Consider the following 22611-nt stretch of genomic DNA (forward strand, 5'->3'; position numbering starts at 1 on the left):
GATTGGGTTAATAAGGCAACATCCCTTGGTTGGATATATCCATCACCTTATATTTTACATTACGCTGTCTTAAGGTAATTACTTGGGTGTCCTCATCCCCTGTTTGATTGTTCCTAAGTGTGAATTTTAGATAGGTAGGCAGATTAACTTGATTGCCCAAATAGGTCATATTGACCAACCATTGTCCCTCTTGCATTTCATCTATATTGAAGGTGGTGGACAAAATTCCGTTTACACGATCTTCATTGGAAATTTCCGTTGCATTGTTCCAATTGTAAAAACGTTTATCTGGCCCAACAAACTGCAATTCAAATTGGGTGTTAGGATCGTTCCATTCAACAACCAAAGTAAAGTCCCCACGATTCTCTAAAGGAAAATTGGATGGATTCAACCCTAATTCGGCAGCGTGGTTCTGCACCAAGGTCAACATTTCATCGCGTACCATTTTATCCAACCCATTATCTTGAAGAACAGTTCGATTGCCAATATATCCTTTATATACATTCCATGCACTTTTATACTCCCCCATCTTCACATACATATTGGCCAAATCGCGTTTAGCTTGCGGGCTACCTTTGAGTTTATATATGCGTTTGTAGATATGCAATGCCTCATCCAAAGTTCCAGTTGCTTCATAGGCATAGGCAAGAATTTTAAGTGCGTCTATTTGTTCCGGAAACAATTCCAAAATACTTGATTTTATTTCCTCAGCTTTTTGCTTATCATTCCAGTGTTCGTCAAAAATTACACTGGATTCCTTATAAAAACTTGGGGTATTTCCATAATACTTCCTCTCCTCTAAATACTGAAGGTATGCCCTATCCACTGTTTCCGCGTTGGCTATCTTTTGAATGTATATGGGGTTGCTGGTTAATCCATTTGCCAATTCCACAGCATCGTAGGAATATCTATTTTGGGCATCTTTCTTACGCTCTGCAGCCTCCAAATCATCAAAAGTATTACTGATGGTACGTACAATAATAATGCCTCCTGGTGCCATTAGTCCATATTTTGCAGCAGCCCATGCTGGAGGCATTAGTGTGATGTCTTTTACATTATGCATATTGATGTGAAGTGGAGGGTTCGTTGGAGGGTATACATGCCCATCAACATCCCAAGACATCCAGTGTATTTTTAACTGCCCTCTTAGCCTAACTACTTCATAATCTTCAGGATATAATCTTACCACTTCAACTCCTGGGAATTTGCCTTCGATAGCATCCATAAGTGTCTGTGCGGAGGGACTAATCTCAGAACCCTCCATTTGTTTTGCAGAGAAGCCAATTTTGTTCATGTCTATAGTACCAAACTTGGTACTAATGTTTTTATTCAGTGGTTTATGAAGTTCTTTTAATCTTAGATTTTCTTCCAATACCACTTCATCCAAGGCCGTAATCCCTTGGGGCATAATAATCTTCAGCATTCTGGAGGAAGTATTAACCACCGTAGCTGCCGGTTCTCTGCTTGGATATGAAAAATCCAAAATCTCCCCATTGGAAGCTTTTATGGAAAAATCTCCATTAGTGTCTGTTCGTGTTTCTCTGTCCGTATCCCTTACTTTCACCAAAACATTGGCCAATGGGTAATCTAAATCTCCCACACTACCCTTTACTTCGGAGAGTTTACTCGTTTGCTGTCTTGTGGTATATTCCAAGTTGTCCACAATACGTTGTTTGGTAAAATTTACAGCCAAGGCCATATTGTCTAACTTCTCTAGATTAATATAGTTTCCACCATGATCCTCTGCAATTTCTTTGAGCAACTTGTGATTAGCAGTCGCATTTCCGTTTATAGTAAAAAGGGTTCCATCCCAATCTTTTGTGGCATCTGCCGGGAAATGTTTCCCATCTGTAAAAAGTAAGGTGTGTTGATATGGTTTTAGCAGTTTCCAAAGCTTGTTTCCTACCGCACCATCATAAGTGGAGGATTTCAAGACTTGTTTTAAAGCTTCCCAATTGCCGTTTTCAATCTGAAAGGACTTCTTTTTTCCAAGATGGTATGCAAAAGGTTGAAACACTACTTCGATATCCCTCCAAGTATTAAAGTAATTATCCAAAAATCGGAGTTCTTTCTCCAAATCCCTTTGTTTCATGGACAGCGAAGTGTCCCAAAGCAGCATTACCGAATTCGGTTTGTCTCTTAATTCCAATGGTGTTTCGGCAATCAACGCTTCCTTCTCAATCTCGGACGTATTTAGGTTGAAAGCAATGGTAAAGCCTTTTCGCATTCTTTTCCAACGGTCCTGACTAAGCAATCTCGTATATGACCTTGAACCATCATTAAAAGCAGAAATACCAATACCAACCCTGCCTCCATAAATCTTTAAAAGCTCTAAACTGATAACAAAGTGGGAATCCACCACAATGTTGTAGGGAGACAAATCAATAGCAATGGTTCCTTGGCGCTGTCTTATGGTATACAAAATGTTCCCATTGGAGATATTTTTACCGGGAAGTCCTTTGTCAAACTCATACACATTGACTCTTACCAATAAACTATCAGAAATGTTGGCGATAATATTAAAGGAAACATCTTCAAGTTTTAATGGTCCCTTCCTAACCAAAATTTTGGAAGCATGCTCTCCGCCAAGCGCAAGGCTATCGTTCCAAAAGCCAAAAAGCCGTTTAGAACTACTCTGGTAACCCACCTTTCTTTTATCGGCATCACTGCTTTTTACCGTAACTCCTTCCAATTGATATGGCACGGGCTCAAGGACAATAGTGGGCTGGGTTTTTAACACCTTCATGAAGTTTTGTGTAGAGAACTTCAAGGTCTTATACCCTATTCTAGAAATTTGGAGCGTATCTTTTTGGTTGATTTCAACTTCATCCAACTCAAACTTAAACGTGCCATCAAAATCTGAAACGGTCCCTTTAGCCCTATCTACAACTCCAATATTGGCAAAATCAACAGCTTTGCCAGTTTCAAATTCAGTGATAATGCCTTGAACGGTAATTTGCGCAAATGAAGCATTGCATACAGTGAAAATCAGAATAACTAAAGCAGGGATTGGATTTTTCATAGGGCAAAATATAGCATAAGGTACAAAACTTATATTTTTTTGTTTTGTATACATTTTCATATATCTATAAAGCGATAAAAATGATTCCTGACTGTAGAAACTCCCTTTTTCTATATTTTAGTTGAATAATGAACGACGAAAATTATTTTTCCCATTTATATGAAATAGCGAGTCATCTCAATAAGGAGTTTTCTCTGCAGTCTGCTCTCCGTATATCATTGAAGAAGACTGTTGAAGTCCTAAATATTGAAACGGGCTGGTTTTGGCTTACTGAACCAGATAACAAATCCGTATATCTAGCAGCTTCGCATAATTTACCTCCAGCACTAAGCAATTATCCTGAGCGGTTATCTGGTTGGTGCTATTGCATAAAGCAATACTTGTCAGATGATATGGACGAGGCAATGAACATTAGTGAGATTGCTTGCTCACGGTTGAAGGACATCAGCGCCGGTACAAAGAACCTCAAATTTCATGCAACCATTCCTATTACCATCAATGAAGAAAAGGTAGGGCTCATGAACTTGTTGAGCAAAGAGACGAGGCAACTGGACGAAAGGGAACTGGCCTTTCTTAATACGGTGAGCGAATTGGTGGGAACTGCTATTCAGCGCACCAGATTGCGAAAATCATATGGTAGCGATACCATCAATGCAGATGCAAACGTCCATAATGTGCTAGAGCGGGTTTTCCAACCACAAATGGAAGCTATAATTTCATGTCTTGATGACGCAAAGGATAATAAGCATAAAGTGAATGAAGCCTTAAACAAGGCAAAAGGGCTTCAGAAACAGTTATCCCTGCTGAGCAAAGAGACAGAGGAGCGTGAGGAGGAAAAGTCAGCGAAAAAAGAGTTTCACTATCCTGGGTTACCGCTTACAAAACGTGAACTGGAAGTATTGACCTTGATAAAGAAGGGCCTCACCAACGGCCAGATTGGCAAACAACTCTTTATAGCTGAGCGCACTGTTAAATTTCATGTTACGGCAATCCTATCCAAGCTCAATGCAGATACTCGAACGGAAGCGGTAGATATCAGCTTGAAGAGAGGGTTACTCAGCATCTGATCTAAAACACTGCCTTACCTGAACCTTGGTACAGGTTCTTTTCTGTACTTAAGTCCGTTTTATGGGTTGTGCACTCTTATGATATTTGCACCAAAACAAAGTATTATGAGAACACAAGGTATCTATTTAGAACATGCCAATATTACAGTAAACGACTTGCAGGAGGCAATCAGATTTTTTCAAACTGCTTTTCCACATTTTAAGGTAAGAGGAGGTGGCACTGATATGAGAGAATGGGTTCATCTAGGTGATGATGACACCTATATAGCCATTAATCAAGCTAAGCAAAATGATTTAAAACCTGATAAAAACTATGACACTGTTGGAATAAACCACTTAGGTTTTGTAGTTCATGATGTTGAGGAGATTGCCAATAATTTATTAGCCAATGGGTACAAACGGGATTATCCAAAACAAGAAGAGCAATTCAGAATAAGGGATTATTTTGCTGATGCTGACGGAAACCAATATGAGTTTGTACAGTATCTTAGCGAAATCGTAGAAGAAAAAAACAGCTACAATAACTAAACCAACAAGTATTAAAAGTATGAGAATATCCATTTTACTAGTATCCATAATAGTGATTGTAAGTTGTAAACGGCAGCAAAAAGAAATCTCCAATGCAGAAAATGTATCGGAGATACTTGTAAAAAAAGAACACTCAGATGTGTTGGCCCATAGCAAACCTTCTGAATTCAACACTTTGGTATGGTCAGATGAATTTGATGGCGAAGGTGCTATTGATTCTGCTAAATGGTTCCATCAAACACAGCTGCCGCCGGGCGGAAGTTGGTTTGGAGGGTTGATTCAGCATTATACCGATGAAGTAACTAATTCGTTCTTGCAAAATGGTCATTTGAACCTGGTTGCTAAAAAAGAAAAGTATATAGATCAGGGTGAAACCAAAGCATATACATCCGCGAGATTAAATTCAAAATTTGCATTTACCCATGGTCGGTTAGAAATAAGAGCAAAACTGCCGAAGGGTGTTGGTACCTGGCCTGCGATTTGGATGCTGAACAAGAATATTGATGAGGATGGTGCCTATTGGGACAACCAAGGTTTTGGAACAACGAAATGGCCACATTGCGGTGAGATTGACATTTTGGAACATTGGGGCAAGAATCAAGATTATGTGTCGAGTGCGGTACATAATTCATCCAGCTATGGGGATAATGTTATCAATCTTGGGGGGCAAAAACTGGTGGAAGCATCGGAACAATTTCATATCTATACCCTAGATTGGTCAAAGGAAAAAATGGTTTTTAGTGTTGATGATGTGGAACATTATGTATATAATCCTCCAATTAAAAATACGGAGACATGGCCCTATGATGCGGATCATTACATTCTACTGAACATCGCTATTGAACCTGATATTGACCCAAAGTTTACTAAAAGTGCCATGGTAATAGATTATATACGGGTTTTTCAATAAGAACTGACAGTTTAGTGATTACATGACAAGGGGAATGCATCCAACAGAGCCACTATTGATTTTGATATATAAATGACCTTTTTCAATTGACCAGTAATTGGCTTTTGATGTGAAAATTGGCGAACTTCGTTATCGGTTGATATAGCTCATTAAAACGAGACCATATCTTTTACGTTGTATGCCATTTGAGAAAAATGCGAAAACCAATCAAATTATTTAGCGGATTAATTCACATTGTCACTGGAATTGCGACAGCATTAATCGTACTGTTTTCACAAAATTGGTTTGGAGATGGCGATATATGGTCATACTTATTTTGGACTATTCCACTCGCAATTGGAATTTCGGTAATCGGTAACAACCTTTTAGGACTAATTCCAACCGAAAACAAATTATGGCGTGTAATCGGAATTGTAACAATTTCTGGAATTTTCTCTTATGCTTGGGTTTGGGTCCTTTATTTAATAATTGGACCATGGATTAATGCCTTTAGTATTCCGATTTTCTATTTATGGACTATTGGAATGTTATTCCAACTTCTATACCTTGATTGGAAATTGCCAAAGGATGAAAAGAGAAAACCAATTAAGAAAAATCTAATTAGGTTACTTCTATTTCCACTTATCGCATTCGGCTCAATAGTTGCAATTTTTGGATTTTCACACTTACAATCCTATCTGACAAAACCAGAGGCAGAAACTTACCTAATTCCTGAAAACTTCAGCGGACAATTTAAAATCGTTTATGGAGAAGAATGTGGTATAATGCCAAAGACTGAAAATGACAGACGAATTTTGGAGATTCCTCAAAACGGAGTTCTGATTATCAACCCAGAATTTAAAGCTGGAATAATTGACCATGAATACTATCTCGTGGACAGTAACGGAAATCGAAAAAAGATTGAACAATACGACAACTATGTAGCAGGAGTAAAAAATGTTCCTGGAGTTAGACTTGGTGGCTCTGGAAATTACGCTGGAAAAACTGAAACTGGATTTTCTTCAGATTCACCATTTACAATAAGATATACGGATTTTGAGGTCTATAAAGACACTATAACCGAATTTGAATATAAGGACAGAATTAAAATGGATTCCTTAACTCGAAAATTAGTTGAGGAATGTAGAAATGGAAAATAAAAAATAGCATACAACAACGGCTATAGTTCTTTACGGCGGAATGATACTCGCGTACCATTCCGTAACGAAACCCTCCTATCCCCTATTCTTTTCTTCAATCCATTTGGCCATATACTTGGTGCTTGCCACTATTTGGTGTTGTAGCAGTCTTCCCATAAAATTATTACTACGATGTGTTTCTAAGTTTTGCTGTAGTTGTTCTAATTGGTTAAATAAGGAAGTTTTTAGTACTTCTCTATTATACATTGTATTGATTATGGTAATGCCATTGGCTTGTGCAGTTTGCCACTTTCTTTTGTTTTTATATTGTTCCACAGCCGCTTTTGCAAAAGCTTCCCAATCGTTAGATATCGTGCCATTCCATGGCAACTCCCCATGCATGCCTTCGGCACCTATACCCGTGGTGATACTTGGCGTTCCGTTTTGCATGGAGGCAATCAGTTTGCCTTTTATTCCAGCACCAAATTGTAAAGGAGCCAAACTTAGTCGGGCATTTTGTAATACAGGTCCCAAATCTTCAGCCCAACCTTTTATATGGAATCCAGATGCTGGGTGGTGCATTTCTAAAATGTGTTGCGGAAGGTATGCACCATAGATAAATAGGTTTGCCTTGGGGAGTTCCTTTCTAATTAGAGGCCAAATGGTCTTCTTTAAGGTGATAATGGAACCTATATTTGGGGCGTGTTTGCCATTACCAATACAAACAAAGTCCCTTCGTTCTTCAAACGGGGGCCATTTGGACATTGCCTCTTCTGAAAGGTTTTCTAATAGAAAAGGCAGATGCATCAACAGATTTTTGGGTATTTCTACTTCAGTTTGGAGCAACTTCATTTCATAGGAAGAAATCAGTAAAGAAATATCAGAACGATAAATGCTTGCCACCTCCCGAAGCGTCATTTCATGCTCCTTCCACCTTTGGGGAGAAAACGGTTCATTTTTTTTATGGCACGCTTCTCTTGCTTTGCGTAGTGAATGTAAATCCTCAGTATTTAGTACTCGAAGTGCATTTGGTGCATGCTCGGCGACACGCCAGCCGTATTGTTCTTCAATCATAAACCGGTCAAAAACCACTATATCTGGATTCGCCTCTTTTATAAAAGCATCAAAACTAGGGTGGTTTAATTGGATGGATGTTGTCCGCACGTCCATTGCTTCCAAAGCTATACTGTATTCAGATTTTACCGCTGCTGAACAAAAGGTGATTTGATATCCGAAATCCTTAAAGGCATGTATTAATTGCATCATACGATGACCAGCTGCCGTAGTACTTGGCTCTGGCCACACATAACCGATGATGAGTACTTTTTTCATGCTGGCTACATTAGCGCCGCAAACTTTTTGGAAATACTGGAGCGCAATTTTCGTTCGTAGTCCTCCTCTAGCCACTCCTTGTAGTTTTTGGTGTTGTTCATAATACAATAGGAATACTGGCGGACCCGATAAGCAATTTCTTCTTTTAGCTCTTTGGCTAGAATTCGTGCGTCAAAAACATCCTCGCTATTTTCCACACAGATTTGGGCATGTTGTTCGATGCTCATTTCCAGCACCAATTTTGATTTTTGTCCTTTTGCAAATACTTTCTTGTACTCCTCTTTTATATCAAAAGAGATGTTATCGGACTTGCTGAATTTAGCTTTGAGATTATCCGGCATTTCATAGATGAACTCGCGCTCAATCTCTTCATCATTTTTAATGTTTTCCAAATAAAAGTCAGGGAAAAGGAAGATTTCTTGCCAATCTAAGGGAGCTTCCCAAGGACCAAACCTTGCAATATTGTTTCCCATGTCTATTACTGAAAACTCATCTTTGTTCTCTAATACCCGTGACCCTCTACCTATCATTTGAAAATATAGCGTGAGCGATCTTGTCGCCCTGTTAAGGATAATGGACTGTACGCTGGGCTCATCAAAACCAGTGGTTAAAATACTTACTGAGGTAAGAATGGCATCTGGAGTGTTGGCAAACCAATCTAGTATGTCCCTACGTTCCGAAGCGGTATTCTTATTATCTAAATGCCTAATGGGATACCCTGCTTTTTTAAAGGTTTCATACACATAAAGCGAGGTGCTTATTCCATTGTTGAAAATTAAAGTTTTGGTACCCTTCGCGATTTCTTCATAGGCCGTTAATAGTTTGCCCAACATGCTATGGTTCCCATAAAACTCATCTGAGGATTTTACGGTATAATCCCCATGTATTCCGAGTTTCAGCGTTTTAAGGCTTACATCGTAGTTGTATAAATTCGCCTTGGCCAAAAAGCGTTTTTCAATCAAAGATTTTATGGACTCCCCTATGATCAAATGCTTGTAATTGTCCTTCATGGGAAGTTTTATGTTGGAACTTAAAGGGGTTGCCGTAACGCCCAAAATGGTAGAATTCTCAAAATATTTGAATAATTTTCTGAAGGAGTTATAGTGTGCCTCATCTATAATAACAAGCCCAATATTGTTAATGCTCACCTTTTCTTCCTGCAATCTGTTGTTCAAGGTTTCCACCATGGCAACAAAACAGGTGTACTCATCCTGATCATTTAGCTCTTTGACCTCACTGTTGATAATTTTATTGGCCACGCCAAACCCATGAAGCATCTTTGATGTCTGCCTACTTAATTCAATCCTATGGGTGAGAACGATAACTTTTTTCCCAGTTTCTTGAATATACTTTCGGGTGATTTCAGAAAAAACCACCGTTTTTCCACCTCCAGTAGGTAACTGGTATAAAATATTGGTGCCAGCGGGTAGCTCGTTAATGTGCTTGAAAATCTTTTTTAGGTCTTCGCGCTGATAATCGTATAATGTTTTTTTGCTTACTGCTTTTTCTACCTCCAAAGGAATAATGGATTAAATGTTCCAAAATATCAAACCTTACAAAATTAGGAGTTTTTTGGCCTACTGCTAAACATTATTTTGCCATTTCTTTTAAGATACTATCAACAATTGTGTTAGGGGTCGGTTTTGGCTATTCTTTTTGCATTTGCTCATAACATTTTGATAACAATAACAACTGCCGTTTGGAAAATAGCCTTTTATGGTGTATTATGTAAGCTATATTCACTTAGAAACCAATTTTATACATGAGGCAGCTAAAAATTATCAAGCAGGTTACCAATCGAGAATCCAAATCACTTGACAAATACCTCCAAGATATTAGCAAAATTGATTTAATCACTGCCCAAGAGGAAGTAGAATTGGCGCAACGAATTAGAGATGGCGATCAGGCGGCTCTTGAGAAGCTAACCAATGCCAACCTAAGGTTTGTGGTATCGGTGGCCAAACAATATCAGAATCAGGGATTAAAACTTCCTGATCTTATTAACGAAGGCAATGTTGGATTAGTAAAGGCAGCTAAGCGTTTTGATGAGACTAGAGGATTTAAGTTTATTTCCTATGCTGTCTGGTGGATTAGACAATCTATTCTACAGGCACTGGCAGAACAATCCAGAGTGGTTCGGCTTCCTTTGAACAAAATTGGCTCCATTAATAAAATTAAAAAAACCTTTTCTTATCTGGAACAAGCGCATGAAAGGCCACCTTCGCCTGAGGAAATTGCCAAGGAATTGGACATGACGGTAACCGAAGTAAAACAATCGCTTAAAAATACTGGCCGACATGTATCTATGGACGCTCCATTAAAGGAGGGGGAAACTTCTAGTTTGTATGATGTGCTAAATTCCGGGGAATCTCCCAATCCAGATAAGGCGCTGATGCATCAGTCATTAAATACAGAAATCAATAGGGCCCTTGAAACCCTTTCTCCTCGAGAAGCCGATGTAGTACGTTTATACTATGGCATTGGTGACCAACAATCCATGACTTTGGAGGAAATTGGAAGTACTTTTGATTTAACGCGGGAACGGGTTAGACAGATTAGAGAAAAAGCCATTAGAAAACTGCGACATACTTCTAAAAGCAAAATTTTAAAATCCTATTTAGGTTAGTAGGGTGCAGAAATAAAAAAGGGGATGCGAACAGCATCCCCTTTTTCATGATATACACTTTAAAACTATCATGGACGACTCAACTGACTTATATTAACATCAGTGAGCATATCATTTAAATCCTGTATAAAATTCAAATATGCTGTATTTTCTTGGTTTTGATTTTTCATGAGATAACGTTTTGGGGTGGTTTTCTATAAATAATCCAATTCTGCAAGTTCATTAATGCTTAAAATCTCGTTGAGTTCTTGAAGAAACGCCAAGTACTCTTCTCCGTAGGTATCGTACAACATAATTATTTAGTCTTTGGGTTGTAGTTATAACGTAAACCTATTGGAAAGATTATGGAAGTACAATAAATTGTGGTGAAATTCTAAGAATATGTTGTGAAAATGTAGTGAAAACTATAAACTGAAAACTGCATCTTTCATCAAGGATCGTATAAGGATGAGATAGGTGATATGTATAGCTGAAAAAATCCCTATTCTTCTTCAAAAATCTCTAGGGTTACATCAAAGTTCATGTTGAGCCCCTCCGTTTTTGCTGGTTTTATGCTGAACTCATCATACAAAAAACAAAGATTCATGGGAAGTCGTTTACTTTCTTTTGAGGCAGGCCTCCCAAGTTTGTCCAATAAAGCGGTTTTAACCTCGGTTGCCAGTTTACTAATGGGAGTTTCTTCGTTCCTTTCAAGCTCTTCAAGAAATGGAATCTCCTTGGCATCTCCGACCTCTAAAATTTGCTCCAAGAGTATTATTTTGCATCCAAGATCTTTTGCATGTTTAAATAATGGATGAAAGATACTTCTATAGTATTCGGGGAGGTTATCATCCTTCATAGGGTATGGGTTTGTTTCTACATATTGCGCAGTACATCAATTTCAAAGTCCACCAATTCTTCCACTTTTGGGTATTCTACAAGAAACTGATTATATAGAAAGTTTAAGTATTTAATGTCGTTATCCGTTTTGCAAACGGTAATCATTTGGTTTGTTATTTCCAATAAGCTCACCGTTTTCATCATCCTAAGGCATGGCTGTATCTTTTGGCAAGCAAAGTCTATTCCTCTAAAATTCTTGGCTTGCAACTGGACCTTTAAACTTCCAATAAACTCCAAGATATTCTGCTTATAAAGCCTTACCAACTCCTCCAAAAGCTCCATCTGTCCCATACATTCCGTTAGCACAGGTTTTAGGTTCACCTTATGGGTAGAAAGAAAAGATTCCAAGTTTTTTTCTATTAAAAGTGTATTTGAACTCATAGGTTGATTTTCTTTTTCAGTTTCAGTTAAGCGCTTTTTATTGCTCATGTATTCATGCCTTGCAGTAGTTTTAAGCTCCTTTACAATATTTTTTTGTTTTTCGGTCAATTCGGTCTTCTCCAATAATTCAATTAGGGAAGTAAACAATTGCGAGTCATTATGTTCCTCTTTTATTTCTTTCGGTGGGCTTTGTATCCCGACATCTTCATAAATCACTTCAAGTTGTTCCATTTGTGGAACACCAAAAACTTGATCTTCCAGTCCCGTTTTAAAATCATCAAAAGACCTCTTCAATTTTCCCGCTTCAACAGTGCCCAATTCCTCATACGAAAAACTGCTTAGTCCTATTTCCAATTTTTCCAAATACGTTAGTAGTTCTCTAGTGCCCAAACTTTTCCTAATTAATGGTTTTTATACTTTTAAAAATGTGGAATTAACCATGGGAATACAACTTATTGTTATATAGTGCAGACATTTTGTTGTCAAATTGCTTTATTTGTATGTGTAAAAAAAAACCATGAGATATTTCTATTTACTGTGCAGCATTACCTTGTTAATTTCTTGTGCTGAAAAGAATTCTAAAAAAACCGAAACTTTGGAAGAAAAAGCGAAACGAATACATCAAAAAGTAATTACTATTGATACTCATGATGATATTAATGTTAAGAACTTTACGGACAGTATTAACTACACCCAAAATTTAAACACGCAGGTAAATCTGCCAAAAATGATAGAAGGCGGTTTAGATGTTGCTTGGCTTATCGTTTATACAGGTCAAGATTCATTAAACGCTGATGGTTATGCTAAAGCATCTGAAAATGCTATTTCCAAATTTGAAGCAATACACAGGCTTTGTGATACCTATGCCCCAGACAAAATAGAGCTGGCACTCACTTCAGAGGATGTTAGACGTATCAGCGCTTCGGGAAAAAAAGCAGCTATGATAGGGGTTGAAAATGCTTATCCCATTGGAGAGGACCTGTCTAAATTTGAAGAATATCAAAAGCGCGGAGCACGTTATATTTCCTTATCACATAATGGGCACAGTCAGTTTTGTGATTCCAACACCGGCGAAAAAGATAGTATTTGGCTACATAATGGTTTAAGTGATTTAGGTAAAAGTGCTGTAAAAGAAATGAATAGATTGGGAATGATGATAGATATTTCGCACCCATCCAAGGAGTCCATGAAACAGATGGTTGCATTATCCAAGGCCCCAATAATAGCCTCTCATTCTTCTGCAAGAGCGTTGTGTGATCATAGTAGAAATTTAGACGATGAACAACTTTTACTGTTAAAAGAAAATGGCGGCGTGGTACAAACGGTAGCATTTAGTTCCTATTTAAATACCGAAAAACATGAAGCAAGAGCGGCTTATTTAAAGGAAATCCATTCGCAAATTGCTGATTCCCTTAAAGTAAATTGGTATGAACGTTCCCAATTCTCTACACTTACGGATCAAGAGTTGATAGAGTTTATGGAAAACCGTTTAAAAATCATAAAATTGGCCAATGCCGAAGCAGCAAAGGATAGTACAGCTCCCCCTGCAGTAAATGTATCAGACTTTGTTGATCATATTGATTATATGGTGAAACTCATTGGCATTGACCATGTTGGTATTAGTTCTGATTTTGATGGCGGAGGTGGCATTGAGGGCTGGTCCGATGCTTCTGAGACCTTTAACGTTACACAGGAATTGGTAAAAAGAGGATACACCGAGGAGGAAATAGCTAAACTTTGGGGTGAGAATCTACTACGTGTTTTAGATGAGGTACAGGCCGTTGCAGCTACGTTAAACTAAGACTATTCTTTTTCCTGCTTAGCTAGGCGATCTTTAACAAACTCCACTTTTGTTTTCCCATGCGGTTTTGGGTTTCCCTTGTCGTCTAGGTTTACCATGATAATATTGTCTACGGTGACAATACTTTCATGGTTCATTTTGTTTCTCACTTCGCAATTGAGGGAGATAGACGTGGTTCCAAATTTGATAACCTCAATTCCTATTTCTACAATATCTCCTTTAACCGCAGTGCTCATAAAGTTGATTTCCGACATGTACTTGGTGACAACTTTTTTACTTTCCAACTGAACAATACTATACAAAGCGGCCTCTTCATCAATCCAAGCCAATAGCTTACCCCCAAACAAAGTTCCATTGGCATTTAAATCTTCGGGCTTTACCCATTTTCTTGTATGAAATCGCATTTTATTGCTGTTTAATTAAGACCATTTTATATAAAATTAGTCTTTTGAATGCCATAATATAGAAGCTTCCAAGTTTTAACAAAAAGATTCATTTTTTATAAAGTTTGTTAATCTTAAAATAAACTTTTCTTAATTCTGTGGCATAAAAACTGAAATAAAAATAAATTCATACATCAATCAAAACTAACAAACTCAAATGAACGCTACTTCGGATTATTATTCGGACCCCAGCTTTACTATTTTCAAATTACCTACATGGCGCGCCCATTTTTACAAATTTCTTTCCGTTGATATCTGGGGGAATCTCCCTGGCAACATTCAACGTAAAATTTCTGCTTGGTATAGCTCTTTTTATAACAAACCTGCTTCTAAAAAGATCATTAAGCCCTATTTAAGAATAAATTATTCAGATGAAAACTACCTAGATAAGTTTAAGCCTCCACATGGAAAAACCGAGTTTGAAAGTTTTCAAGATTTTTTTATTCGAGAATTTAAGGTCTTACCCAAAAATGAGAGTCCTTATGTATGGCCATGTGAAGGCTTACTTTGTGATGCAGATAAGGTGTGTGACTTAAATCTTGTTCAGGTTAAATCTGACACTCGTTACATAGCGACTGTTTTCGGATTAAAAGAAGGACAAATACCAAAGGACTATACCTTCACCAATGTGTTTTTGCACAATAAAAATTACCATCGAATTCATGCTCCCATACATGGAACGATATCTAGAATACAACATGTTCCTGGTGATCTTGTGGTACTTAGGCCTTGGATCTATAAAGAGAGTCCTTCCCTACCCGCCTTTAGAAATGAGCGTTATAACATAGACATTCTAGACGAACATGGCAGAACCTGGTACGTTTCCATTATCGGAGGTCCAGCTGTGGGCACCATAAAACTTTCCAAAGACATTTGTGTTGGAAATGCCGTAGATAGATTGCAAGAATTATCATTGTTCTATTTAGGGTCAACATGTTGTATGGCCAGCCCTATCGCACCCAGATATCACACCAAAAACACCTTTGTGGAGGTAGGAGTCCCCTATTAAAACAGCGTGTTCGGTTTGGTTTTCACCAAAGTACTTGGAATGGTCAAATTACATCCCATCTGTTCATTCAGTTTTTTGATAAAATGAGCTGACAATAACGGAGATTCCAATTCTAAATTTTGATGTACAAAAAAATGGATATTCTCCAACCCCATTTGCTTCCATGCTAACAATCGGGTAATCCAATCCTCTAACCTAGGGTAATCAGAAGCATGGTTTGCTCCAACATACCGTATAAATGCCTCATTATTGGTCAATCGCATGTGCATTAAATCCCTTCTCCCAGCTGTATCCACCAAGACGTTGGCAATTCCATTTTCTTCCAACAAATGATACAGTTCTTGGGACACTTTCTCATCAGTGAACCAATCTGTATGTCTAAACTCCATCGCCAATGGAAATTCTTTGGGCCAATATTCCACAAATTGCACTACCCTATCCCAGTTCTTCGGATTAAAATTGTTGTGCATCTGTAAAAAAATGGTGCCCAACTTTTCTTTTAGCAACGAAGTCACTTCTAGGTAGCGATCAGCTATCTCATAAACCTTGTCATTGAGTCTTCGCAAATGACTTACTTCGTTGGTCATTTTTGGAAAGAATTTAAATCCTTCTGGAGTCTTATCGTACCATTTTTGATATTGCTCTGCAGGAAAAATTCTGTAAAAAGTGGCATTCAACTCAATACTATTAAATTGGGATGAATAATAGACCAATTCATCTTTTGTGCCTCTTGGATAAAAGTTTTTAAGGTCTTGTCTGTTCCACTTTGCACAACCAACATAAACATTGGTTTTCTTATTTTTTGGTCTTCCAGACAACAATATCTGTGTATCTGGATGGTCTTTAGGTATTGTAAAATCTATTAGTTCTGGGTGGTCTACCTTTCCAAACTTCATGAGTTACGTTTTAACAAAAGCCTAAGTTATGAATAAAAGAACCCTGTTCATAACATCGTTAAAAACTATTGACCCTGCCAAATTTGAGCTGATATTGATTACGTAATTTTAATAAAAACTACCACATGGATTCAAGATCCAAAAATCTTTTGGGTATTCGCCCAGAGATTAGTCAAGCTCAGTTGCACGAAAACATGGGCTCCGATGAGCGCTTTCAAAACCAAACTTTGCGTCCGGTAATCAAGCTTCAGAACTTTTTGTTGGTTGAAGCTTTTAAGAACTACATCCATAAACATAAAGGGGCCTTTTACGATTTACCCTTAGAAAAAAGATTGGGATATATAGAAAGGGCCATTCAAAAAGATATCAAATTCAGGAATTCTTTAAAAGGTATGATTATCGGTCAGTTTACCATTGAGGAATACCAGGTTTATACCATGAACTCTTCTGCTTTGAACAAAAGAATGATGAATATGGTTATTGAGCGTTTAAAAGACCAAGTTCAGTTATTGGAAAATGAACTGTTAGTCTAAAATTGACTCGCCGTTTAGATTGGTGGTCAAAATATCGCTCATCAAATCAAAAAAGGGTCTAATAGCTTTATAAGAATTATCCACTTCTTCAATAAAATTACTTGACAAGACCTCTTTATCCGTAAAATTCCTTACAAAGATGAACTGCTTTTTTTTGATTAAGTCAATATTTTGATGCTCTTTATCAAACCCTTTTGGTGCCGTTTTAACACCGTCACCTTCCAATTCACCCCAGATTTCTTTAAATGATTTTTTATTAATTACTGTACGAAAGTCAGATGCATCCATCTCCAATTCTTTACGTATTCGGAATAAATCTTCCTTGTTGGGCTCCCAGAAACCTACGGCAACAAAAGTCTCGCCAGGTTTTATTCTAAGGTAATACCCTCCTCTTAAACGTGCTCCCATTCGCGAGAAAGACCCTGCAAAATGGGTCTTATAAGGGGTTTTGTCTTTTGAGAAGCGAACATCCCTATATATCCTAAACATTTTCATTTTTTCAATTTCGTCATGTACATTCAATCGCTCTTGAATGTTTTCATAAAAGGATTTCACATCAGCTTCATGCGCTTTAAAAGTGGTTTTGTTTTCTTGGAACCATTCTTTGTTGTTGTTCTTTGCTAAAGTTTTTAGGAAATTGAAAGCGTCTTTTGTAATTGTTGAATTATTCACGGAACTAAGGCGTTGTGTTATTTTTAAGCTAAAGTTAGCCATTTCCATTACGGAGTGGTAATGATTTAGCTATTTTTAAGCTTTATTTTTTAACATGGATAAGGAAAGAATCATCGAAAAATTAAATAGGCATAAAAAACAACCCTATTTAGACTATAGATTAAAAGAAGAAACAGAAAGTTTCACCAACATCCTTTTTTATACACTTTTTGATGTAAACACTCCCGTAGCGAAAAATTTGGATGTTCTAGCTGAGAAGTTTAATCATCTTGTGGATTTAGCATGTTGGGATTTGGAAAGACCATGCAACAAGGTTTGGGACAATTATGTTTCCAGTTTGCCAACCGTTTTGGAGAAATTGAATTTAGATGCTGAAGCCATACTTAATTGTGATCCAGCTTCCCTATCAATTCAAGAAATCTATATGGCATATCCTGGTTTTTATGCCATTGCTATTTATCGATTGGCCCATGAACTCTATGCACAAGGCTTCCCTCTTGTACCTCGATTAATGACCGAATATGCCCATAGACAAACAGGAGTGGATATTAACCCTGGAGCACAAATAGGTGACTCGTTCTTTATAGATCATGCCACGGGTGTGGTTATTGGCGAAACTGCGGTAATACATGATAATGTAAAGCTATACCAAGGAGTTACGTTAGGAGCCTTGTATGTGGCCAAAAATCTTCAGAAAACAAAAAGACACCCTACCATAATGTCCAATGTTACCATTTATGCCAATGCCACTATTCTTGGCGGAGACACCGTTATTGGCGAAAATTCTGTTATCGGTGGTAACGCTTGGTTAACTGCATCCGTGCCAGCGAATTCAACAGTATTTCATACTCCTGAAATAAAAATAAAAACGGTTTCCAATGTCTAAAACTGTACTTGACTTAATTGGCAATACTCCTTTGGTAGCATCTAAAGTTTTAAATTCCAATCCTAATGTAAAGCTGCTCTTTAAATTGGAGGGGCATAATCCTGGAGGAAGTGTCAAGGATCGTCCAGCGCTTAATATGATCAGGAGTGGATTGGAGCGTGGGGAGATTAACAAGGCTTCAAAACTTATAGAAGCCACTAGTGGAAATACAGGTATTGCACTGGCCATGATAGCAGGTATTTATGGGTTGGATATAGAACTTGTTATGCCAGAGAATTCTACTAAAGAACGTGTGCAAACGATGCGGGCATATGGGGCTAAAGTTACCTTAACGTCATCTGATGTTGGTATAGAAGGTGCTCGGGATTATGCCGAGGCAAAAGTTAAGGAGGAAGGCTACCAAATGTTGAACCAATTTGCCAACAATGACAATTGGATGGCGCATTATAAAACCACTGGCCCTGAGATTTGGAAAGATACGGATGGAGGTATTACTCATTTTGTTTCGAGCATGGGTACCACCGGAACCATTATGGGTACTTCTACTTTTTTGAAAGAACAGGATCCAGCTATTCAAATCGTTGGGGTTCAGCCAACAGATAATTCCAGAATTCCTGGGATTAGAAAATGGCCTGAAGCCTACTTACCAAAGATTTTTAATCCAGAAAAAGTGGATACAATCATGGAAGTAAGCCAAGAAGAAGCACATGAAATGGCCAAAAGATTGGCAAAAGATGAAGGAATCTTTTCTGGAATGAGTAGCGGTGGCGCGGCAACAGTTGCTTTGCGACTAGCAGAGAACTTGGAAAGTGGCACTATAGTATCAATAGTATGTGACAGGGGAGATAGATACCTTTCGTCAGATTTGTTCGATTAAGAATTATTCCAGCTCTATCCGAATACCTTTCTGGTACGCCTCAAAATCATTTAAATCATTATGATTTCCATTTTCGATAGTATACAGTTTTTTGTCTTTGTTTGAAATAACATCAAAGAGTTTTTTCCCAGACTCATAAGCAACAATATTATCATCCGTACCATGAAAAATACGAATGGGGGATTTTACATTTTGAATGTATTCAAAGGAGTTCAATTTGTATTTTAAAACATGCTTCACAGGTAAAAATGGAAAGCGGTCTTGGGCCACATCCAACAAATTGTAAAATGGAGTTTCCAATATAAGTTTTGCAGGTGTATTGTTTGAAGCTAAATGGGTTGCAATACTTGCTCCCAAAGAGCGACCATAAATTATGATGCTTTCCTCAGCATATAAGTTCACAACATACTCATAAAACAATTGGGCATCTTTAAAAAGTGCTACTTCGCTTAATTTCCCCGTACTCTTTCCATATGTACGGTAATCCATAACGAGTATATCATATCCCAATTCAACAAATGAAGAAGTAATTTCCCCCCATCTGGACAAATCTCCTGCATTGCCATGAAAATATAAAATCAATCCTTTTGGGTTTTCTCTTTTAAAGTGAATGGCATTAAGCCGAGCTCCATCTGGACTATTTAGAAAAATTTCCTCAAAATTATGGGTAAAGGAATATTCGTAATTGTCGGGTAATTGTGTAGGTAAAAAAATTAGTTTTTCCTGAAGGGTATATAACATAAGTAGTGATAGAGATAATAAAACCAAAAGAGAAAGACCAAATTGCTTAAGCTTTTGCATTGGCTCGTTTTGATGAATGTTTTACATTAATACTTGAGCCTTCCAAATTGACCTTTTTAGGACGGGTAGTGATGATTTCGGTCAACATTTTATGGTAGGATTCAAAAGTATTTAAATTCTTGTGCCCTCCTCCTATTACCGTATAGAGCTTTGTGAGCTCTGGTTTTATTTTTGAAAGTTTCACGCTTGTTTTATATGGAATTAACCTATCATCCGTTCCATGAATGATATGAATTGGACAATTTACATATTTCAACCATTTGTATGTTGGCATTGGAAATTTTATCAGTAAAGACAAAGGCATAAAAGGAATATATTTTTTGGCTACTTTGCTTAAACTATAATAAGGCGCATCTAGTATCAACATCCTAGGATTGTTCATAGAAGCAAGCTTTGCCGCAAAACCAGAACCCATAGATCTTCCATACAAAATGATGTATTTTTCAGAGACTTTCTCTTTTAGCTTGTTATAAATCACTTGCATGTCTCGTTTTACCGCTTTTTGCGTTCTTCTGCCAGTACTTTTTCCAAATCCTCTATAATCTACCATGATGACATCATAACCATGCCTGGTAAAATCGACAGCAAACTTCCCCCACCCTTTAATACTCTTTGAATTTCCTTTTAAATAAAATACAATTCCTTTAGGATTATCTGCTTTAAACCGTAATCCATTTATGGTTGCACCATCCCTGGTTTCAATATTATATTCTTCAATTTCTTGATTATTATAATAAAATTGAAAATCCTTAGAGAGCTTTTCTGGCTTAAAAAGAAAGTAATCTTGTAGAAAGTAAAGCAAAACGCTTATGACAATATACGCTACAAGTACAGTAAGTAAAATGTAAAGCCAATTTTGCATTTCAAAGTGTTTTTCCCAAAATACGAAAAAATCTCATTAGGCTTCTTTATGGATTTATCGTTCATTTAATCCATTTAAACTGTAACAGTTAACACAAAATGTAGTCTTATTTCTATCATCCATCAAAAAACCATCATGAAAACAGCCAACAAAATCAACACATCACCTCAAAGGATTGAAATTGTAGATGCCCTACGTGGCTTTTCACTCGCTGGAATCGTCATCGTACATATGGTAGAAAATTATATTGCCGCCCCTCCACCACCGGTGTTATTAGACGCTATGCACCAAGGTATTGGGGATAATATCGTAGATGGATTTATTGGATTCTTGCTACGAGGAAAGTTCTTTGCATTGTTTTCATTCCTCTTTGGTTTAAGCTTTTTCATACAAATGGATAATGTATCGCAAAAAGGAGGATATTTTGGCGGGCGCTTTTTGTGGAGACTTATTTTGTTACTAGGTATAGGATATGCGCATAGTCTATTTTATGCAGGTGACATTTTAACCGTTTATGCAATGCTCGGGATTTTATTAGTTCCATTTTATAAAATCAATAGTAAATGGATTATACTGTTTATTGCAGTCCTCTTTTTAGGCATTGGTAGATATTTGGTATTTGTGTTTACTGGCGGTGAAAACTTGTTTGGAAAAATGGATTTTAATCCAGAAAGCCCTTCTCTTCTTGCATACTACAATACCCTAAAAAATGGTTCTTTACTCGAAGTTTTTAGCACAAATGCTTATGATGGTCATATGAACAAGCTCAATTTTCAGCTTGGAGTTTTTGGTAGAGCCTACATCACCTTTGGTTTCTTCCTTTTAGGTATGTTGGTTGGCAAAATTGGCTTTTTTAAGGATTATGAAGCTCGGAAAAAATTGGTGAAACGAACTTGGATATGGTCATTGGTTTTGTTTCTTGTTTCTGGAGCGCTTATGGCTGTAACCTTTGGTAGTCTTGGAGAAAATGTCACTTTTGACAATTGGGTGGCAATGTTGGGCCTTACAGCTTATGATTTGAACAATGTTTCAATGACGTTGATCTTAATAGCTGTGTTTGTCATCTTATATAAAAAATCTAAACCACAAAAATGGCTTTCTAAGTTTGCCCCGTATGGCAGAATGGCCCTAACCAACTATTTTTTTCAAAGCATTGTAGGCACTTTCATTTTGTTTGGATGGGGTCTTGGATTTTTAGGAGAATTGAGAAATGTTTACACCTTCATAATTGCACTTTTCATGATTCTCGTACAAATGCTATTGAGCAAATGGTGGCTTAAAAACTTCAGATATGGCCCCCTTGAATGGTTATGGAGAAGCTTAACTTTTTTAAGAGTTTTCCCATTAAAAAAGTAATTTAATCATTAACGAATAGTGGTTTTCTCGGATTAACTAAAATTACTGGCTGTTTAACGAATTGTTTAAAATAACCTGTCTGAAAAATCGTTCTTTACCTATATTTTGAGTTCCAAATCTCAACCAGTTATGAACCTATTTTTTAGAATATTTACTTGGAAAAGAAACAATATTATCTCTCTTGCAATATTGTTTATTCTTGTTGTTCTAAATTTTTATGGGCTATACACCAACAGGTTTTATTTTCTTAAGCCTGACAATTACATTTTCCCTTTATTAAGCACAATACATTTCCTTTACCTATATGTGATATGGTTCAAGATAACACAAGGCGAAATGCCCGACCCAAAAATGCGGAATCTAGAGTATGCGCTCTATGCGCTATTAGTTGTCTATTTGTTTAAAATATATGACTCAGCGCTAATCTTAGGTTCTTTTTCAGAGTATGAAGAACATGTAATTCCAGCTACATTCAAACCTATCGGGATTCTAACCTTAGTTTTATATTGCTCATTGCCTTTGTTTACCTTGATTTCTTTCATCCATAGAAAACGGTATATAGGCCAATATAATTTTGAAAATTACAATGACAATCTAAACATCTGGCAGTAA

At 37.2% G+C, this 22611-nt stretch carries 22 protein-coding genes; 12 read left to right on the plus strand and 10 right to left on the minus strand.

Annotation, left to right across the window (positions count from 1 at the left end; genetic code table 11):
* Window positions 1-7: 7 nt before the first annotated feature.
* On the minus strand, window positions 8-3022 hold the full coding sequence (locus tag FVB32_RS14360; RefSeq protein ID WP_187269589.1) for a carboxypeptidase-like regulatory domain-containing protein: 3015 nt from the start codon (window positions 3020-3022) through the stop codon (window positions 8-10).
* A gap of 128 nt (window positions 3023-3150) precedes the next feature.
* Between FVB32_RS14360 and FVB32_RS18030 the strand changes: the two genes are divergently transcribed.
* The 4 genes from FVB32_RS18030 to FVB32_RS14380 all read left to right on the plus strand — a co-directional run bounded on the left by FVB32_RS18030 (window position 3151) and on the right by FVB32_RS14380 (window position 6666).
* The gene (locus FVB32_RS18030) at window positions 3151-4089 is read left to right on the plus strand and encodes a LuxR C-terminal-related transcriptional regulator (RefSeq protein WP_147744527.1); all 939 of its coding nucleotides are present in this window, start codon (window positions 3151-3153) and stop codon (window positions 4087-4089) included.
* A 105-nt stretch (window positions 4090-4194) separates the two neighbouring features.
* The gene (locus FVB32_RS14370; protein WP_187269590.1) at window positions 4195-4617 is read left to right on the plus strand and encodes a VOC family protein; all 423 of its coding nucleotides are present in this window, start codon (window positions 4195-4197) and stop codon (window positions 4615-4617) included.
* Between the two features lie 19 nt (window positions 4618-4636).
* The gene (locus FVB32_RS14375; protein ID WP_147744529.1) at window positions 4637-5527 is read left to right on the plus strand and encodes a glycoside hydrolase family 16 protein; all 891 of its coding nucleotides are present in this window, start codon (window positions 4637-4639) and stop codon (window positions 5525-5527) included.
* 194 nt (window positions 5528-5721) lie between these two features.
* A complete protein-coding gene (locus FVB32_RS14380) occupies window positions 5722-6666 on the plus strand; it encodes a DUF6843 domain-containing protein (RefSeq protein ID WP_147744530.1) in 945 nt (314 codons plus the stop codon).
* Window positions 6667-6741: 75 nt separating this feature from the next.
* Here FVB32_RS14380 and FVB32_RS14385 read toward each other — a convergent pair whose 3' ends face one another.
* Both FVB32_RS14385 and FVB32_RS14390 read right to left on the minus strand, forming a co-directional pair.
* Complete coding sequence (locus FVB32_RS14385) at window positions 6742-7977, minus strand: glycosyltransferase (protein ID WP_147744531.1); 1236 nt, start codon at window positions 7975-7977, stop codon at window positions 6742-6744.
* A 5-nt stretch (window positions 7978-7982) separates the two neighbouring features.
* Complete coding sequence (locus FVB32_RS14390) at window positions 7983-9494, minus strand: DEAD/DEAH box helicase (protein ID WP_147744532.1); 1512 nt, start codon at window positions 9492-9494, stop codon at window positions 7983-7985.
* Window positions 9495-9739: 245 nt separating this feature from the next.
* Here FVB32_RS14390 and FVB32_RS14395 point away from each other — a divergent pair, with 245 nt between their 5' ends.
* The gene (locus tag FVB32_RS14395; RefSeq protein ID WP_147744533.1) at window positions 9740-10603 is read left to right on the plus strand and encodes a sigma-70 family RNA polymerase sigma factor; all 864 of its coding nucleotides are present in this window, start codon (window positions 9740-9742) and stop codon (window positions 10601-10603) included.
* Window positions 10604-11084: 481 nt separating this feature from the next.
* On the opposite strand, the gene FVB32_RS14400 is transcribed toward FVB32_RS14395, so the two are convergent.
* Both FVB32_RS14400 and FVB32_RS14405 read right to left on the minus strand, forming a co-directional pair.
* Complete coding sequence (locus FVB32_RS14400; RefSeq protein ID WP_147744534.1) at window positions 11085-11441, minus strand: hypothetical protein; 357 nt, start codon at window positions 11439-11441, stop codon at window positions 11085-11087.
* Between the two features lie 17 nt (window positions 11442-11458).
* Entirely contained in the window at window positions 11459-12253 is a 795-nt protein-coding gene (locus tag FVB32_RS14405; RefSeq protein WP_147744535.1) for a hypothetical protein, read from the minus strand.
* 127 nt (window positions 12254-12380) lie between these two features.
* On the opposite strand from FVB32_RS14405, the gene FVB32_RS14410 reads away from it, so the two are divergent.
* Window positions 12381-13664 carry a dipeptidase gene (locus FVB32_RS14410; RefSeq protein WP_147744536.1) on the plus strand — a complete coding sequence of 428 codons (1284 nt, stop codon included), beginning with the start codon at window positions 12381-12383 and terminating at the stop codon, window positions 13662-13664.
* 2 nt (window positions 13665-13666) lie between these two features.
* On the opposite strand, the gene FVB32_RS14415 is transcribed toward FVB32_RS14410, so the two are convergent.
* A complete protein-coding gene (locus tag FVB32_RS14415; protein WP_147744537.1) occupies window positions 13667-14068 on the minus strand; it encodes an acyl-CoA thioesterase in 402 nt (133 codons plus the stop codon).
* Between the two features lie 196 nt (window positions 14069-14264).
* Between FVB32_RS14415 and FVB32_RS14420 the strand changes: the two genes are divergently transcribed.
* A complete protein-coding gene (locus FVB32_RS14420) occupies window positions 14265-15116 on the plus strand; it encodes a phosphatidylserine decarboxylase (RefSeq protein WP_147744538.1) in 852 nt (283 codons plus the stop codon).
* On the opposite strand, the gene FVB32_RS14425 is transcribed toward FVB32_RS14420, so the two are convergent.
* Window positions 15113-16012, minus strand: coding sequence for a DUF72 domain-containing protein (locus FVB32_RS14425; protein ID WP_147744539.1), 900 nt, complete (start codon window positions 16010-16012; stop codon window positions 15113-15115). The genes FVB32_RS14420 and FVB32_RS14425 overlap by 4 nt on opposite strands.
* Window positions 16013-16137: 125 nt before the next feature.
* Here FVB32_RS14425 and FVB32_RS14430 point away from each other — a divergent pair, with 125 nt between their 5' ends.
* Window positions 16138-16545 carry a glyoxalase gene (locus FVB32_RS14430; protein WP_147744540.1) on the plus strand — a complete coding sequence of 136 codons (408 nt, stop codon included), beginning with the start codon at window positions 16138-16140 and terminating at the stop codon, window positions 16543-16545.
* Here FVB32_RS14430 and FVB32_RS14435 read toward each other — a convergent pair.
* Entirely contained in the window at window positions 16537-17217 is a 681-nt protein-coding gene (locus tag FVB32_RS14435; protein ID WP_246139892.1) for a DUF2461 domain-containing protein, read from the minus strand. The two genes, FVB32_RS14430 and FVB32_RS14435, sit on opposite strands and share 9 nt — an antisense overlap.
* 94 nt (window positions 17218-17311) lie before the next feature.
* Here FVB32_RS14435 and epsC point away from each other — a divergent pair, with 94 nt between their 5' ends.
* Window positions 17312-18103 carry a serine O-acetyltransferase EpsC gene (gene epsC / locus FVB32_RS14440; protein ID WP_147744542.1) on the plus strand — a complete coding sequence of 264 codons (792 nt, stop codon included), beginning with the start codon at window positions 17312-17314 and terminating at the stop codon, window positions 18101-18103.
* Window positions 18096-18980: a cysteine synthase CysM gene (cysM, locus tag FVB32_RS14445; protein ID WP_147744543.1), complete on the plus strand. Its 885-nt coding sequence runs from the start codon at window positions 18096-18098 to the stop codon at window positions 18978-18980. The genes epsC and cysM overlap by 8 nt, the downstream gene beginning before the upstream one ends.
* Before the next feature lie 3 nt (window positions 18981-18983).
* On the opposite strand, the gene FVB32_RS14450 is transcribed toward cysM, so the two are convergent.
* Together FVB32_RS14450 and FVB32_RS14455 are read right to left on the minus strand one after the other, a co-directional pair.
* Entirely contained in the window at window positions 18984-19781 is a 798-nt protein-coding gene (locus FVB32_RS14450; RefSeq protein ID WP_147744544.1) for an alpha/beta hydrolase, read from the minus strand.
* Window positions 19768-20643 (minus strand): alpha/beta hydrolase, encoded by an 876-nt coding sequence (locus FVB32_RS14455; protein WP_147744545.1) that lies wholly within the window; start codon window positions 20641-20643, stop codon window positions 19768-19770. Before FVB32_RS14455 ends, FVB32_RS14450 begins: the two co-directional genes overlap by 14 nt.
* A 135-nt stretch (window positions 20644-20778) precedes the next feature.
* On the opposite strand from FVB32_RS14455, the gene FVB32_RS14460 reads away from it, so the two are divergent.
* Window positions 20779-21999, plus strand: coding sequence for a DUF418 domain-containing protein (locus tag FVB32_RS14460; protein ID WP_147744546.1), 1221 nt, complete (start codon window positions 20779-20781; stop codon window positions 21997-21999).
* Between the two features lie 351 nt (window positions 22000-22350).
* Window positions 22351-22611 (plus strand): hypothetical protein, encoded by a 261-nt coding sequence (locus FVB32_RS17915; protein WP_246139893.1) that lies wholly within the window; start codon window positions 22351-22353, stop codon window positions 22609-22611.

The organism is Flagellimonas hymeniacidonis (genome assembly GCF_008040165.1).
GTDB lineage: Bacteria > Bacteroidota > Bacteroidia > Flavobacteriales > Flavobacteriaceae > Flagellimonas > Flagellimonas hymeniacidonis.